Genomic DNA, 14,938 nt, shown 5'->3' on the forward strand with positions numbered 1-14,938 from the left:
GCCGCACCACACGTGACGTTCACAGGACGTCACGGCATCCCGTCGTCATCCCACCGCCGAGGACCCACGCTGCCTTCGCACCGTCTTCCACGCCTCCCCGGCCAGGTCGCCCTACCCGAGCAGAAGAGCGCGCCGTCGTCCCCGGCGCGCCTGGAGCCGTTCAACTCCGCGCCCGCCGACTCCGTCGTGCGCGCGCTCCTGACCTGCTGCCGCAGCCTGCGCTGGGCCCACCGGCTGGCCGATCACCGGCCCTACCCGGACCTGGACGCCTTCCTCGCCGCGGCCGACGAGGCGGCCTACGACCTCGCCCCGGCCGACCTCACCGAGGCCCTCGCGAGCGAGTCCCTCACACTGCTCCCGGACGGCGCGTACTCCGCCGCCCACACGGCCCTGAGCGCGGCCCACGCGGCCTACGAAAGCCGATTCGGGCACGTGTTCGTCATCTGTCTGGACGACTTCTCCCCGGAGGAATCACTGGATCAGGTACTCGTCGGAATCCGGTCACGATTGACAAACGATCCCGAAGAGGAGCGGCTCGTCGCGGCGGAGGAGCTGCGCCGTCTGGCCAGGGGCCGTCTGACGCGCCTCCTCGGGGACGCGGGGCCCTGGCCCGTCCGGAATAGCCCGAACGTGCCTGATTGATTGCCAGTTTGATCACATAGATAGGGCCGCTGTAAACGTTCCGACAAGTCGTCGCTACGATGGCCAGGGCCGGTGGACCGTACCCGGCCGGGCCGACCGACACAGAAGCCGGCAGGCCCCAATCCCCGCTCCCGGAGGGTTCTTCCGTGCCGGCTGGAACGCTGTACCGCGGCCGGGAAGGAATGTGGTCCTGGGTGGCTCATCGAGTCACCGGCGTCCTCATCTTCTTCTTCCTGTTCGTACACGTGCTGGACACCGCTCTCGTCCGTGTCTCCCCCGAGGACTACGACAGGGTCGTGTCCACGTACAAGAATCCGATCGTCGCGCTGCTGGAGTACGGCCTCGTCGCCGCCATCCTCTTCCACGCGCTCAACGGCCTGCGCATCATCGCCGTCGACTTCTGGTCGAAGGGCCCGCGCTATCAGAAGCAGATGCTCTGGTCCGTCGTCGGTATCTGGGTCGTGCTGATGATCGGGGCCCTGTACCCGGTCCTCGGTCACGCATTCCGCGAAGTCTTCGGGAGCTGACGCCGATGTCCACCACTGAGACCGCCGCTTCCGGTATCGGCCCCGTCGAGGGCGCGGGTGAGTTCTCCGCGTACAGCGTCGACAACCCGGCGCCGTTCATCGAGGCCCCGCGCAAGCGCACCAAGAAGACCCCGAAGTCCACCCGTGGCAACTTCGAGATGTACGGCTGGCTGTTCATGCGCCTGTCCGGCATCGTGCTGGTCGTCCTGGTCATCGGCCACCTGCTCATCCAGCTCGTCCTCGACGGCGGTGTCTCCAAGATCGGCTTCGCGTTCGTCGCAGGCCGCTGGGCCTCCCCGTGGTGGCAGGCCTGGGACCTCGCGATGCTGTGGCTCGCGATGCTGCACGGCGCCAATGGCCTGCGCACGGTCATCAACGACTACGCGGAGCGCGCGAACACCCGGCTGTGGCTCAAGGGCCTGCTCTACACCGCCACGGTGTTCACCATCCTGCTGGGCACGCTGGTGATCTTCACCTTCGACCCGAACATCCGCTAGGCACGGGGCTGAGGTAACCGACTCATGCAGATCCACAAGTACGACACCGTCATCGTGGGCGCCGGCGGCGCCGGCATGCGCGCCGCCATCGAGGCGACGAAGCGCAGCCGCACCGCCGTGCTGACGAAGCTCTACCCCACCCGCTCCCACACGGGCGCCGCGCAGGGCGGTATGGCCGCCGCGCTCGCCAACGTGGAGGAGGACAACTGGGAGTGGCACACCTTCGACACGGTCAAGGGCGGTGACTACCTGGTCGACCAGGACGCCGCCGAGATCCTGGCGAAGGAGGCCATCGACTCGGTCCTCGACCTGGAGAAGATGGGCCTTCCCTTCAACCGGACGCCCGAGGGCAGGATCGACCAGCGCCGCTTCGGCGGTCACTCCCGCAACCACGGCGAGGCCCCGGTCCGCCGGTCCTGCTACGCCGCGGACCGCACCGGCCACATGATCCTCCAGACGCTGTACCAGAACTGCGTCAAGGAGGGCGTGGAGTTCTTCAACGAGTTCTACGTCCTCGACCAGCTGATCACCGAGGTCGACGGCGTCAAGCACTCGGCCGGTGTGATCGCCTACGAGCTGGCGACCGGCGAGATCCACGTCTTCCAGGCGAAGGCCGTGATCTACGCGTCCGGCGGCACCGGCAAGTTCTTCAAGGTGACCTCCAACGCGCACACCCTGACGGGTGACGGCCAGGCGGCCGTCTACCGTCGCGGGCTGCCGCTGGAGGACATGGAGTTCTTCCAGTTCCACCCGACCGGCATCTGGCGCATGGGCATCCTGCTGACGGAGGGCGCCCGCGGTGAGGGCGGCATCCTCCGCAACAAGGACGGCGAGCGCTTCATGGAGAAGTACGCGCCGGTCATGAAGGACCTCGCGTCCCGTGACGTCGTCTCGCGCTCCATCTACACGGAGATCCGTGAGGGCCGCGGCTGCGGTCCCGAGGGCGACCACGTCTACCTCGACCTCACGCACCTCCCGCCGGAGCAGCTGGACGCCAAGCTCCCGGACATCACGGAGTTCGCGCGCACCTACCTCGGCATCGAGCCCTACACGGACCCGATCCCGATCCAGCCCACCGCGCACTACGCCATGGGCGGCATCCCGACGAACGTCCAGGGTGAGGTGCTCAGCGACAACACGACCGTCGTGCCGGGCCTGTACGCCGCCGGTGAGGTCGCCTGTGTGTCCGTGCACGGCGCCAACCGCCTCGGCACCAACTCGCTCCTGGACATCAACGTGTTCGGGCGCCGTGCGGGCATCGCCGCCGCCGAGTACTCCGCGAAGGCCGACTACGTCGAGCTGCCCGAGGCCCCGGCCTCGCAGGTCGTCTCGCAGGTCGAGCACCTGCGCAACTCCACGGGCACGGAGCGGGTCGCCGCGCTGCGCCTGGAGCTGCAGGAGTGCATGGACGCCAACGTGATGGTGTTCCGCACCGAGCAGACGATCAAGACGGCGGTCGAGAAGATCGCCGAGCTGCGCGAGCGCTACCGGAACGTCTCGATCCAGGACAAGGGCAAGCGGTTCAACACGGACCTCCTTGAGGCCATCGAGCTGGGCAACCTGCTCGACCTGGCCGAGGTCATGGCCGTCTCCGCGCTCGCCCGCAAGGAGTCCCGCGGCGGTCACTACCGCGAGGACTACCCGAACCGCGACGACGTCAACTTCATGCGCCACACCATGGCGTACCGCGAGGTCGGCGACGACGGCACCGAGTCCATCCGTCTCGACTACAAGCCGGTCGTCCAGACCCGCTACCAGCCGATGGAGCGTAAGTACTGATGGCTACCCCGACCCTCGACAAGGCGGACAGCGCCGGCCAGCCCGAGGCGGGCTTCGCCGACTCGCCGTACATCACCGCCACCTTCCGCATCCGCCGCTTCAACCCCGAGGTCGCGGCCGAGGCGGTCTGGGAAGACTTCCAGCTGGAGATCGACCCGAAGGAGCGCGTCCTCGACGCCCTCCACAAGATCAAGTGGGACCAGGACGGAACCCTCACCTTCCGTCGGTCCTGCGCGCACGGCATCTGCGGCTCGGACGCCATGCGGATCAACGGCAAAAACCGCCTCGCCTGCAAGACGCTGATCAAGGACATCAACCCCGACAAGCCGATCACGGTCGAGCCCATCAAGGGCCTGACGGTCCTCAAGGACCTCGTGGTCGACATGGAGCCGTTCTTCCAGGCGTACCGCGATGTGATGCCCTTCCTGATCACGAAGGACACCAACGAGCCGACGCGCGAGCGTCTGCAGTCCGCCGAGGACCGCGAGCGCTTCGACGACACCACCAAGTGCATCCTGTGCGCGGCGTGCACGTCGTCCTGCCCGGTCTTCTGGAACGACGGCCAGTACTTCGGTCCGGCCGCCATCGTCAACGCGCACCGCTTCATCTTCGACAGCCGTGACGAAGCGGGCGAGCAGCGCCTGGAGATCCTCAACGACAAGGACGGCGTGTGGCGTTGCCGCACCACGTTCAACTGCACGGACGCCTGCCCGCGCGGTATCGAGGTCACCAAGGCGATCCAGGAAGTGAAGCGCGCGCTGATCACGCGTCGCTTCTGACGCTTCTGTCAGCTTTCGCACCAAGAACCCCGCCTCCGTACAAGCTACGTACGGAGGCGGGTTTTTCTTTCCACATTTGACCGTATACCGTCAATCCGATCCCTCTGCCACACTTCGAACCCCGATGTCCACATCAACGGGGGCGGCATGGACAAAGCGAAGTTCGACCCTGCCCTGCACGTCGGATATCCAAAGCCACTCGGGCTCGTGCACGCCGCAGATGTGGCTCTCACCATCGCCGCTCCACTGCTCACCGCGGGTGCGCTGTCGCTGATCGGCGTCGTCTGCGCGGACGCGGACAAGTTCCGCTGGCCGGGCCCCACGCTGCTGCTCCTCGTCCTCACCGTGCTCAGCCTCATCACGAGCATCCAACTCGGCTATCAGGCACGGCAGTACCTCTACTCGTACCAGGACCTCAAGGACTGGCGCGCCGAGGATCCCGAACCGAAGTTCGTGGAGAACCAGCACACGGACTACCTCACGTGGCTGGACAAGACGTTCCTCGCGAGCATCGCGTACAACCTCGGAACGGTGCTCCTCCTCCTGAGCGTAGCCGCCGTACTCACCCCTGAGGGGACGGGCCCGCTGGCGTTGTGGCGATGGATCACCGCCGGCCTGATCCTCGCCGCCACCGGGGGCGAAGCCCTCTGGTCGTACTCGGTCTACTTCCCCCTGCGCCTCGCTCGCCGACAGGCCTTGGAGAGCAGGAAGGAGAACAAGAAGCAGTCGAAGGAGAAGGCAGCAGTCGAGAGGAGTACGGCACCATGATGTACGACGTCCAACTGCCCGGCTTTGACCTCCTGTTGATCGAATGCGTAGTTTGCGGCGCACGCCCCGACCCCGACCACACCTACTCGGTCGCGGATCCCCCGCACTGGTCCCGGCTGTGGGAAACCCGCGACAAGGACGCCATCACCCGCTACCTGGTGAAGGACGGGGACCGCTTCCAGCACGGCACCCGGCGCGACGGGCCCTGCCCGGCGATTCCCTTGCCCGGACCAGCCCTGTACAAGCTCTCGGGCCAGGAGGCCATCGACCTGGCCGCGGAGCTCAAGGCACTGCTCTGCCAGGACTGACCGCTCCCTGACCTCCTCGGTACGATGTGCGCCGCGGCGCCGCCCCCCGGCCCGCTGGAACCGGGAGACGGCGCACAGCGATGGCAGACGGTGGCGGGAGCGGTGGCCGTTCGTCTCGCGCCCGCACGTGGGTGGGGCTCCTCGCCGTCGCCCTGGGATGCTATGCCGTCGGCGACACCGCCGACCGGGTCCGCAGCGCGGCCCAAGTGACCGGTCGGTGGTGGCCCTGGGTACTGCTCGGGCTGGCGTTGGTCAATCTGCTCCGGTCGGCCGTAGCGGCGGAGGCGCTGATCGGACCGCTGATCCTCGGATCGGTCGCGCTGGGCGGGCTCGCCCTGTCACAACAAGGCGGCGAGCGGACCATGGAGGACTGGCTCGTCCCCGTCGGGCTGACCGTGGCCGGTGCGGTGTTGGTGCTGTCCGCCGGCCGGAGCGGGCGGACGACGCGATGGTCCAGAGTGCTCTCGACCGGACGGGTCGTGGCACCGGCGGGCTCAGGGCCGTTGCTGACGGTACGGGCCGTGCTCGGGGAGTTGCGAGCGGATCTGTCGCGGATCGACGCCACGGAGGACCAGGTGACGGTGCACGTCACGGCGGTCGGCGGGCATGTGCGGTTGATGGTGCCCAAGGAGTGTCCCGTATCGGTGCACCGAACAGGCGCCGCACTCACACGAGTGACGGACAGCGGACCCGAAACGCCTCGCGGCAAGGGTCGGTTCACGATCCATGTACTAGGTCTCTGCGCGGCCGTCAGCATCGCGCGGGTCTGAGACGCCCCTGCCGTGCTCGTACGGCAGGTCGGGTACGCGCAGTCCCACCAAGCGCTTCGAGACTCTCTCGAACACCTCCTGTTCCTGTTCCTGTTCCGCGGGCAGACGATGGTGCAGCGCCTCCAGCAGATCGAAGCGATGCAGATCGAAGACCACATGCATCAACCCGGAGTACGCCTGGGCGGCGATGACCGCCCCTTTGTACGCGACGGCTGCGAGGACGAGTGCCACCAGCGGAAGCCAGCGCGCACCGGACTCGTCGTACAGCCCGGCAGCCAGAACGGCGGCGAGAGCCAGAAAGGACCAGCACAGGTTGACCGCTGCGTCGAGCGCGTCCCGCGTGGAGCGCAGGGACTGCGACAGCCGGTCGGACACCTGCATGTAGATGCGCGGCCAGGCGGACAGGGTGGCCAGGCCGTAGCGCTCACCCGCACTCAGCTCGCCGGCACGCAGGGCATTGCCCAGCTCCGTGGGCAGCAGAACCTCGACAGGCGGCCGGGCCGCCAGGCGCCGCAGGGCATCGGCGGAGGCCGCACCGGGGCGGGAGGCCTTGTCGCGCAGCGCCAGGTGGCGACGTCGCTGTATCTCCACAAGCACGCCGGCCACTCGGGCGGTTGCCGGCCAGCGGTCCCAGTACCCCTCCAGCACGCGTACGGCCCGGACTTGAAAGGGCTGGAGGAGCAGGGCCAGCAGCCATGCGCACGCGGTCGGCGCCAGCAGCGCGACGACCGTGGCGCCAGGGCCGACAGGAAGCACCCGGGCCCAGTCGCTGTGCCCCGTGAAGCTTCCGGCGCGCACAAGGCTCCAGAAACCGCCGACGAGAAGCCCGCACGGCACGAAACCGACCATGAGCAGCCGCCGCACGAAGCCGCCTCCCCATACGCCCCGAACGCCCCTGAGTCCTCACCAGTATGGACACAACCGCCCGTCTGTACAGACGATCAGCCCGGCACGGTACCGGAAAGCGGATCGACGGCGAGCGCGCGGTCGCCCTCGAAGGAGACACTGCGCGCTCGGCCTTGCACCACCCGGGGGACCCGCACGGTCAGCCACCGGGCTCCCGGGGTGGCCCGTACCTAATCTGATGGCATGTCAGATGATGTGTCGTACGAGCTGCTCGGCTTCGACAACGTACTGCTGCCCGTCGGGAACCTCGGCGCCGCGGTGGAGTTCTACGGGCGGGCCGGCATTCCGGTGGCGTTCCGGCTCGACGAGGCCGGGATCGCGCTGCTGAAGGTGGGCAAGGAGACACCGGGGCTGCTGCTGCGACTGGAGGAGGAGCTCGGTCTCCGGCCGCCGGCGTGGGCCTCGGCGCGGGTGTGGCTGGAGGTCGGGGACGCGCGGGCCACGGCCGACGCGCTGGCCGCGGTGGGCATCCAGCCGCTCGCCCCCGTCTTCCCGGTCGCCACCGGCTGGACCGTCGAGATCGCCGACCCCTGGGGCAACGTCATCGGCTTCACGGACTACGGCAAGCGGCCCGAGCTGGGCCGCCATCAGGCGTGACCCCCCTCACTCCGTCGTACCTCGTTCCACTCTGACTTGAACATGTTCAAAAGCAGGTCTACATTCCTTCTCGACAGCGTTTTGAACGCGTTCAAGAAGGGGTGGGGACATGGACCTCACGGTCGTCGCGTACGTCATCTATCTGCTGGTCAGCATCGCGCTGACGGTCTGGGTGGCACGCACGCTCAGCCACAACGGGCGGATCTTCCTCGCCGATGTACTGCACGGCAACGAGAAGCTCGCCGACGCCGTCAACCACCTCCTGGTGGTGGGCTTCTACCTCGTCAACCTGGGCTTCGTCGCGCTCTATCTGAACGGCGACGACGGCAGGATCACCGACACCCGCGGGATCTTCGAAGCCCTGTCGACCAAGCTCGGCGTCGTCCTGCTCGTCCTCGGGGTCATGCACCTCGGCAACGTGTACGTGCTCAACAGGATCCGGCGGCGGGGCGTCATGGAGCGGGAGCAGCTGCCGCCCGTCGCGCCGACGGACTGGGTCGCGCCGGCGGCCGGGGCGTGAGCACCGTGACCGGCCTCGAGGCCACCCGTGACCGGGACGCCGCACGCGTCCCGGTCCTCGGGCTCACCGTCCTCTACGACGCCTCGTGCTCGCTGTGCACCTTCCTGCGCGACTGGCTGGGCAAGCAGCCCCAGCTGGTGCCGCTGCGGCTCGTGCCGGCCGGTTCCGAGCAGGCCAGGGCGCTCTTCCCCGCCCTCGACCACCGCGCCACCCTCGACGAGATCACCGTCGTCGGGGACGGCGGTCAGGTCTACCGCGGGGCCGCCGCCTGGGTCGTCTGCCTGTGGGCGCTGCGCGAGCACCGGCCGCTCGCCCACCGGCTGAGCACCCCGGCCGGGGCCCGGCTCGCCAAGGGCGCGATGCTCGCCGCCGCGAAGTGGCGCTCCACGCACGCCCAGCAGGGGTGGGGCGGGGGCGCGTACCGGCGGGGCGACGGGTGGGTGTACGAGCCGGGCGTCGGGTGGACGTACCAGCCTCCCGGCTGTGACAGCGGCTCCTGTTCGACTCGTTAGGCTCGTTCCCGTGCCAGCACCGACAGACAGCCCCGGCCCGGACGACACCGGCGCGCCCGGAAAGGCCCAGGAAAAGGGTCCCGCCAAGAGCGAGCAGACCCGCGCCCTGATCCTGGAGACCGCGCTGCGGCTGTTCCAGGAGCGGGGGTACGACAAGACGACCATGCGGGCGATCGCCCAGGAGGCCGGGGTCTCCGTCGGCAACGCGTACTACTACTTCGCCGGCAAGGAGCACCTCATCCAGGGCTTCTACGACCGGATCGGCGCCGAGCACCAGGCGGCGATCCGGCCGGTCCTGGAGCGCGAGAAGGATCTGGAGGCGCGGATCGCGGGAGTCCTGAAGGCGTGGCTGGACGTGGCGGAGCCGTACCACGAGTTCGCGGCGCAGTTCTTCAAGAACGCCGCCGACCCGGAGAGCCCGCTCAGCCCCTTCTCCACCGAGTCGGCGGGCCCGCGCGAGGAGGCCATCGCCATACACCGCGAGGTGCTCGCCGGGTCGAAGGCGAAGGTTCCGGAGGAACTGAGGGACGTCCTGCCCGAGCTGATGTGGCTGTCGCAGATGGGGCTCGTCCTGTACTGGGTCTTCGACCGCACGGAGGGGCGCGAACGCAGCTACCGGCTCGCCGAGCGCGGCGCCCGCCTCACCACCCGGGGCGTCTCGCTGGCCCGCTTCCGCGTCCTGCGCCCGCTCGTCCACGAGGTGCACGAGCTGTTCACGGACTTCCTGCCGGGGATGACGAAGATGCTGCCGGATCCGGGGCGGGGCTCCACGATCGGGTGACGCCGGTGATACGGGGCAGGGGGGACGGACGCGGCCTACGATGATGTTCTCGACACCAGCCCATGGGAGGCACGTGATGTCCGCAGCAGCTGTCGAGCGACCGCATGAGGACCGGCCGCTGATCGCCGAGGCGAACCGCATCATGGACCGTCTTCCGGGCCGCCGCGTCGAGATCATCGGAGGCCAGATCTTCGTGACGCCCTCTCCTGACGTCGCTCACGCGCGGGCGCTCAAGAAGGTGACTCGCCCGTTCGAATCAGCAGGTCTCGATGAGGGTGAGACCGAGGTGCTCCAAGGCATCGGCATCTGGCTGCCGGGCGGTCTCGAGGATTACGCGATCCCCGACTTCTGCCTCGTCGAAGCCGACATCGACGAGCACCTCATCGAGAACAACGCCTACGACCCCGTGGTGTTCCGCCTCATCCTCGAAGTCACCTCCAGCAACTGGAGGACCGACCTCCGTGCGAAGGTCACCGCCTACGCCGAAGCCAAGGTCCCCGTCTACGTCGTCGTCGACCGCGAACACCAACGCCTCCACGTCCTCACCGACCCCGCCGGAGACACGTACGCAACCCATCGCGTGCACGCCCCCGGCGAAATCGTCATCCTTCCCCGCTCCATCGGCGCCGAGGTCACTCTGGACGCCAACGAGATCCTCAAGGCCGGGCAGCCGAAGGCTAATTGACGGCGTCCACCTCCCCCTCCGTCAACTCCAGGTCGTGCACCAGCGGTTCGTCGGTCACGAGGATGTGCCGGGCGCGGGCGCCGTACGACGAGGCCGTCGCCGACAGCAGATATGTGCCGGGCGCCGGTACCGAGACGATGTACGAGCCGTCCGCCAGTGAGGTCACTCGGTCCAGCTGACGCCCGCCCTTGCTGAGCAGGGTGAGGACCGCCCCGTCGACCGGCGCGCCCTCCGCGTCGCGGACGAAGCCGTGCACGACCGTCGGTCCTCCCGCCGAAGCCCGCGGCAGCGACTCCGCCTCCTCCGCAGGCTCCACCGCCAGGTGCGGCAACCGCTTCTCCAGACCCGCCGGCAGCCACCAGTTGGACTTGCCCAGCAGATGCATCGCGGCCGGCACCAGCGCCGTACGGAGAATGAACGCGTCGAGCGCGACCGCCGCCGCGAGGCCCACGCCCGCCATCGCCGCCCCCGAGTCACCGCTGAGGACGAAGGCGAGGAAGACGCAGACCATGATCAGGGCGGCGGAGTTGATGACACGGCTGGTCTCCGCGAGGCCGACCCGGACCGCCCGCGCGTTGTCCTTCGTGTGCACCCACTCCTCGTGCATCCGGCTCACCAGGAACACCTGGTAGTCCATGGAGAGGCCGAAGAGCAGGGAGAGCATGATGACGGGCAGGAAGGCGTTGATCGGGCCCTCCTTGCCGAGGCCCAGCAGGCTCAGACCCCAGCCCCACTGGAAGATCGCGACGAGGACGCCGAAGGACGCGGCGGCCGCGATCAGGTTCATCAGGGCGGCGGTGAGGGGCACCACCAGGGAGCGGAAGGCGACCATCAGGAGCAGGAAGCCCAGGCCGATGATGGTGGCGATGAAGAGCGGCAGCCGGTCACCCGTGACGGTCGAGAAGTCCTTGGAGATCGCCGTCACACCGCCGACATGCGCCTGCGCCCCCGCGTCCGGGATCACCTTCTCCCGCAGGGTGTCGATGAGTTGGTCCGTCTTCTCGGACTGCGGTGACGTGGTCGGTACGACCTGGATCACCGTGACGCCCTGCGCGGGCGGCAGCGCCGCGACCTGGGCGACGCCGTCGGTCGCGCGGATGCCCTGCACCAGCTTGTTCGTGTCGCCGCTGGTGGAGACCACCTGGAGCGGGCCGTTGAAGCCGGGTCCGAAGCCCTCCGCGAGGAGGTCGTACGCCTTCCTCGTCGTCGTCGACGCGTCGTCGTTGCCCTGGTCGGTCGCGCCGAGCCGCAGCGACAGCACCGGGATCGCGAGGATCGCCATGACGACGAGGGCCATCACCGCGATCGAGCGCGGGCGCTTCTGGACGCTCGCCGACCAGCGTGCCGCGAAGCCGCTGGCCCGCTCCGGCTCGGGGCCTTCGGCGGCCAGCTTGCGCCGCTGGCGGCGGCTGAGCACCCGGGAGCCGAGGAAGCCGAGCAGCGCGGGCAGCAGCGTGACCGCCGCGAGCACGCTGAACACGACGGTGAGCGAGGTGCCGATGACCACGCCGTCCAGGAAGCGCAGGTTGGTCACGAGCATCCCGGCGAGCGCGATGCACACCGTGCCGCCCGCGAACAGCACCGCGCGCCCGGAGGTGTTGAGGGCGGTGACCGCCGACTCCTCCGGGTCCATGCCGCGCAGGATGCCGCGCCGGTGCCGGGTGACGATGAACAGCGCGTAGTCGATGCCGACACCGAGGCCGATCAGCGTGGCGAGCAGCGGAGCCAGGTCGGGCACCGACGTCACATGGCTGAGCAGCTGGGTGGAGAACAGGCCCGTGCCCACCCCGAAGATCGCGATGCCGATCGGGAGCAGCATCGCGAAGAGCGAGCCGAAGGCGAGGAAGAGGACGACCGCCGCGGCCAGGATGCCGATCATCTCGGCGAGTCCGGTGGGCGGTTCCTGCACCCGCTGGATCGCCTGACCGCCCAACTCGACGTGCAGACCGCCACGTTCGGCGCCCTGCGCGGTGTCGACCACGTCCTGCACCAGCTGCTTGGGCACCGCGTTCGCCTGCTTGGCGAAGGTGATCTGGGCGTATGCGATCTTGCCGTTGGCGCTGATCTGCGCCGCGCCCCGGTCGCCCGCGTACGGGCTGGTGACGCCGCCGACCCCCGCCATCTTGTCGATCTTCTCCAGCGCGGGCTGGATCCGGGACTGTACGGACTGGTCCCGGACGGTTCCCGTGTCGACCTTCCACACCACCGTGTCGGTGTCGCCCGCGCGCTCCGGGAAGGCCTTCTCCATCTGGTCGTACGCGCGCTTGGAGTCCGTGTTCGGAAGGGAGAAGACGTTCGCGTAATCCGTGCCCGCGGTCGAGGCCGCGGCCCCGAGCCCGAGCAGTGCCCCCACCCACAGCAACAGGACCACCAGCCGGTGCCGATAGCACCACCGTGCCAATGTCGCCACGCTCAACGCTCCTTAGTCGACCGGTCATCCGGTCGTTCGGTTGTCGGTTGGTCCCCCAGGTCCTGGAACCAACCATCGACCGGCGCGCTCGAGCGACGACACAGACCGCCCATGACTCTCAAGGAACTCCAAAGGGGGAGCCGCCCCCTGGCGCGACCCGCGTGCGGATACTGGGGGCATGACCGCTCACGAGGGGGCCACCGTACTCGTCGTCGAGGACGAGCCGAGCATCGCGGACGTCCTCGCCATCGCCCTGCGCTACCACCGCTTCGAGGTGATGACCGCGGGCACCGTCCGCCAGGCGCTCACGCTCGCCGAACGCACCCGCCCCGACGCGGCGCTGCTCGACGTGATGCTGCCGGACGGCGACGGGCGGGCGCTGGGCCGTGAACTGCGCCTGCGCCGACCCGACCTGGCGATCGTCTTCCTCACCGCGCGGGACGCGCCCGCCGAGATCGTCGGCGCGCTCGGTTTCGGTGACGACTACATCACCAAGCCGTTCAACATCGACGAGGTCGTCGCCCGGATCACGGCCGTACTGCGCCGCACGCGCCCCGACGACGTCCTTCCGCAGCGCCCGCCCCTTCGCTACGGCGAACTCGAGCTGGACGAGACGACGTACTCCGTACACCGCGGGGACCGTACGGTGGAGCTCACCCCCACCGAGTACGCCCTGCTGCGCTTCCTCGTCCGCAACGGCGGCCGGATCGTGCCCAAGGAGCAACTCCTGCGGCACGTCTGGCAGTACGAACACTCCGCCGAGTCGACCGTCGTCGAGACGTACATCAGCTATCTGCGCCGCAAACTCGAACCCCTCGGCCCACCGGTGATCCAGACCCGCCGGGGCGTCGGATACGGCCTCGCATGACCCCGGCGTCCCCGGACCGTGAGGTCGCCGCGGAGCCCGCGAAGCCCTCCCCCCTCGCGGAAACCGCACCCCCGACCGAGCTCCCCCTCTGTGTGGGGATTCCCGTGTATGTGAGTGTGCGGCGCCCCCGGCGGCACCACGGGGTCCACTCGCTGCGCGGCAAGCTGACGCTCACGAACGTGGCGTTGCTGGCGCTGGGCATCATCGTGGCGACAGCCGTCAGTCTGATGGGCATGCGGCACTATCTGCTCGACCAGGTCGACACGGAACTGTCCAAGACGCGGGATTCGCTGACCGGTTCGCGGCTCACCCTCCACCAGATCGACTCACTCACCGCGCTCGCCTTCGTACGCGAGCGGATGGTCCCCGGCGCGGACCGGTCCGACAAGCCGGACTCGATCTTCGCGGCGGTGGACGGCCACGGGACCCCCCTCAGCGTCGGCGGTTTCAAGCCCACCGACATCCAGCGCGCACTGGTCGCCGCGGTGGACGACCCGAGCGCCCTCGCGCACGACCCCGCCCTGCACGACACCACCGTGCACGGCGCCTCCTACCGGGTCACCGGGGCCCGGCTCGCCGACGGCACCTACGTGCTGCTCGCCGCCTCCACCGACGCCCTGCACAAGGGCGTCGCCAAGGCCCTCAAGCTCGACATGGGCGTCGGAACCCTGCTGTTGTCGCTGCTCGCGGCGCTGACCATGATCAGCGTGAGTCGCCGGATGCGGCCGCTGGAGGACATGGTGGAGACCTCGTCCGCCATCGCCGAGGGAGACCTCACCCGGCGCGTGCCCTCCAGCCACCATCCGACCCAGGAGGTCGAACAACTGCGGCTCGCCCTCAACTCCATGCTCCACCAGGTGGAATCGGCGTACCGGACCCGCGAGCGCAGCGCGGCGCAGCTGCGCCGGTTCGTCGCGGACGCCTCGCACGAGCTGCGCACCCCGCTGTCGGCGATCCGCGGCTACCTCCAGTTGTACGAGAAGGGGATGCTGCGCGAGCCGGGTGAGCGCCTGCGGGCCTGGGACCGGATGAACGCCGAGGCGGACCGCATGGGACGCCTCGTGGACGAACTGCTCATCCTGGCCCGCCTCGACCAGAGCCCCGAGCTGCGTTTCAAGAACGTCGACCTGAGCCGTCTCGTACGGGACGCGGCCGAGGATCTGCGGGCCCAGCAGCCCGGGCGTCCGGTGACCGTGGGCGCCGACGGGACACTGCTGGTGCACGCCGACGAGTCGGGGCTGCGGCAGGTGCTGGGCAACCTCGTGGCCAACGTACGTACCCACACACCCGCCGACGTGCCGGTGCGGCTCGGTCTCGAACGGGAGGACGGGATCGTACGGCTGTGTGTCGCGGACCAGGGGCCCGGGTTGGCGGAGGAGGACGCGGCGCGCATCTTCGACCGGTTCTTCCGGGCGGGCGGTGGTGCGGGCAGCGGGCTGGGGATGGCGATCGTGCAGGGAGTGGTGGCCGCGCACGGGGGTGCCGTGGCGGTACGGACGGCGCCGGGAGCGGGGCTGGAGGTCACGGTGACGCTGCCGACGCGGTGAGCTGCTTTAACAAGCACAGTGAGGTGCTTGAACAAGCTCGGT

At 69.0% G+C, this 14,938-nt stretch carries 17 protein-coding genes; 15 read left to right on the forward strand and 2 right to left on the reverse strand.

Annotated features, from left to right (window positions below; genetic code table 11):
• The first annotated feature begins 12 nt into the window (after positions 1-12).
• From SMIR_RS13605 to SMIR_RS13640, 8 genes are all read left to right on the forward strand, one after another.
• On the forward strand, positions 13-642 hold the full coding sequence (locus SMIR_RS13605) for a 2-oxo-4-hydroxy-4-carboxy-5-ureidoimidazoline decarboxylase (protein WP_248003085.1): 630 nt from the start codon (positions 13-15) through the stop codon (positions 640-642).
• 146 nt (positions 643-788) lie between these two features.
• A complete protein-coding gene (sdhC, locus tag SMIR_RS13610; protein ID WP_079064942.1) occupies positions 789-1,169 on the forward strand; it encodes a succinate dehydrogenase, cytochrome b556 subunit in 381 nt (126 codons plus the stop codon).
• A 5-nt stretch (positions 1,170-1,174) separates the two neighbouring features.
• A complete protein-coding gene (locus tag SMIR_RS13615; RefSeq protein WP_054233701.1) occupies positions 1,175-1,666 on the forward strand; it encodes a succinate dehydrogenase hydrophobic membrane anchor subunit in 492 nt (163 codons plus the stop codon).
• A 24-nt stretch (positions 1,667-1,690) separates the two neighbouring features.
• The gene (gene sdhA, locus SMIR_RS13620; RefSeq protein ID WP_168494860.1) at positions 1,691-3,445 is read left to right on the forward strand and encodes a succinate dehydrogenase flavoprotein subunit; all 1,755 of its coding nucleotides are present in this window, start codon (positions 1,691-1,693) and stop codon (positions 3,443-3,445) included.
• Positions 3,445-4,224: a succinate dehydrogenase iron-sulfur subunit gene (locus tag SMIR_RS13625; RefSeq protein ID WP_075028383.1), complete on the forward strand. Its 780-nt coding sequence runs from the start codon at positions 3,445-3,447 to the stop codon at positions 4,222-4,224. The genes sdhA and SMIR_RS13625 overlap by 1 nt, the downstream gene beginning before the upstream one ends.
• Before the next feature lie 147 nt (positions 4,225-4,371).
• A complete protein-coding gene (locus SMIR_RS13630; RefSeq protein WP_212727046.1) occupies positions 4,372-4,992 on the forward strand; it encodes a hypothetical protein in 621 nt (206 codons plus the stop codon).
• On the forward strand, positions 4,989-5,300 hold the full coding sequence (locus SMIR_RS13635; RefSeq protein ID WP_168494858.1) for a hypothetical protein: 312 nt from the start codon (positions 4,989-4,991) through the stop codon (positions 5,298-5,300). Before SMIR_RS13630 ends, SMIR_RS13635 begins: the two co-directional genes overlap by 4 nt.
• A gap of 80 nt (positions 5,301-5,380) precedes the next feature.
• Positions 5,381-6,070, forward strand: a complete 690-nt coding sequence (locus SMIR_RS13640; protein ID WP_212727047.1) for a hypothetical protein — start codon at positions 5,381-5,383, stop codon at positions 6,068-6,070.
• Here the strand turns inward: SMIR_RS13640 and SMIR_RS13645 are convergent.
• Positions 6,032-6,934, reverse strand: a complete 903-nt coding sequence (locus SMIR_RS13645) for a hypothetical protein (RefSeq protein ID WP_212727048.1) — start codon at positions 6,932-6,934, stop codon at positions 6,032-6,034. The genes SMIR_RS13640 and SMIR_RS13645 overlap by 39 nt on opposite strands.
• Positions 6,935-7,159: 225 nt before the next feature.
• On the opposite strand from SMIR_RS13645, the gene SMIR_RS13650 reads away from it, so the two are divergent.
• From SMIR_RS13650 to SMIR_RS13670, 5 genes are all read left to right on the forward strand, one after another.
• Positions 7,160-7,573, forward strand: coding sequence for a VOC family protein (locus SMIR_RS13650; protein ID WP_212727049.1), 414 nt, complete (start codon positions 7,160-7,162; stop codon positions 7,571-7,573).
• A gap of 109 nt (positions 7,574-7,682) precedes the next feature.
• Positions 7,683-8,093: a hypothetical protein gene (locus SMIR_RS13655; protein ID WP_168494854.1), complete on the forward strand. Its 411-nt coding sequence runs from the start codon at positions 7,683-7,685 to the stop codon at positions 8,091-8,093.
• 5 nt (positions 8,094-8,098) lie between these two features.
• The gene (locus tag SMIR_RS13660) at positions 8,099-8,605 is read left to right on the forward strand and encodes a thiol-disulfide oxidoreductase DCC family protein (protein WP_168501251.1); all 507 of its coding nucleotides are present in this window, start codon (positions 8,099-8,101) and stop codon (positions 8,603-8,605) included.
• Positions 8,606-8,615: 10 nt separating this feature from the next.
• A complete protein-coding gene (locus SMIR_RS13665) occupies positions 8,616-9,386 on the forward strand; it encodes a TetR/AcrR family transcriptional regulator (RefSeq protein WP_099942999.1) in 771 nt (256 codons plus the stop codon).
• 76 nt (positions 9,387-9,462) lie between these two features.
• A complete protein-coding gene (locus SMIR_RS13670) occupies positions 9,463-10,071 on the forward strand; it encodes a Uma2 family endonuclease (RefSeq protein WP_212727050.1) in 609 nt (202 codons plus the stop codon).
• On the opposite strand, the gene SMIR_RS13675 is transcribed toward SMIR_RS13670, so the two are convergent.
• Complete coding sequence (locus SMIR_RS13675; protein ID WP_168501250.1) at positions 10,064-12,472, reverse strand: MMPL family transporter; 2,409 nt, start codon at positions 12,470-12,472, stop codon at positions 10,064-10,066. The two genes, SMIR_RS13670 and SMIR_RS13675, sit on opposite strands and share 8 nt — an antisense overlap.
• A gap of 187 nt (positions 12,473-12,659) precedes the next feature.
• Here SMIR_RS13675 and SMIR_RS13680 point away from each other — a divergent pair, with 187 nt between their 5' ends.
• Positions 12,660-13,349, forward strand: coding sequence for a response regulator transcription factor (locus SMIR_RS13680; protein WP_054233711.1), 690 nt, complete (start codon positions 12,660-12,662; stop codon positions 13,347-13,349).
• Positions 13,346-14,896: a HAMP domain-containing sensor histidine kinase gene (locus SMIR_RS13685; protein ID WP_212727051.1), complete on the forward strand. Its 1,551-nt coding sequence runs from the start codon at positions 13,346-13,348 to the stop codon at positions 14,894-14,896. Before SMIR_RS13680 ends, SMIR_RS13685 begins: the two co-directional genes overlap by 4 nt.
• Positions 14,897-14,938 lie beyond the last annotated feature (42 nt).

Origin of the sequence: Streptomyces mirabilis (assembly GCF_018310535.1) — a bacterium.
In the GTDB taxonomy this organism is placed as follows: Bacteria; Actinomycetota; Actinomycetes; order Streptomycetales; family Streptomycetaceae; genus Streptomyces.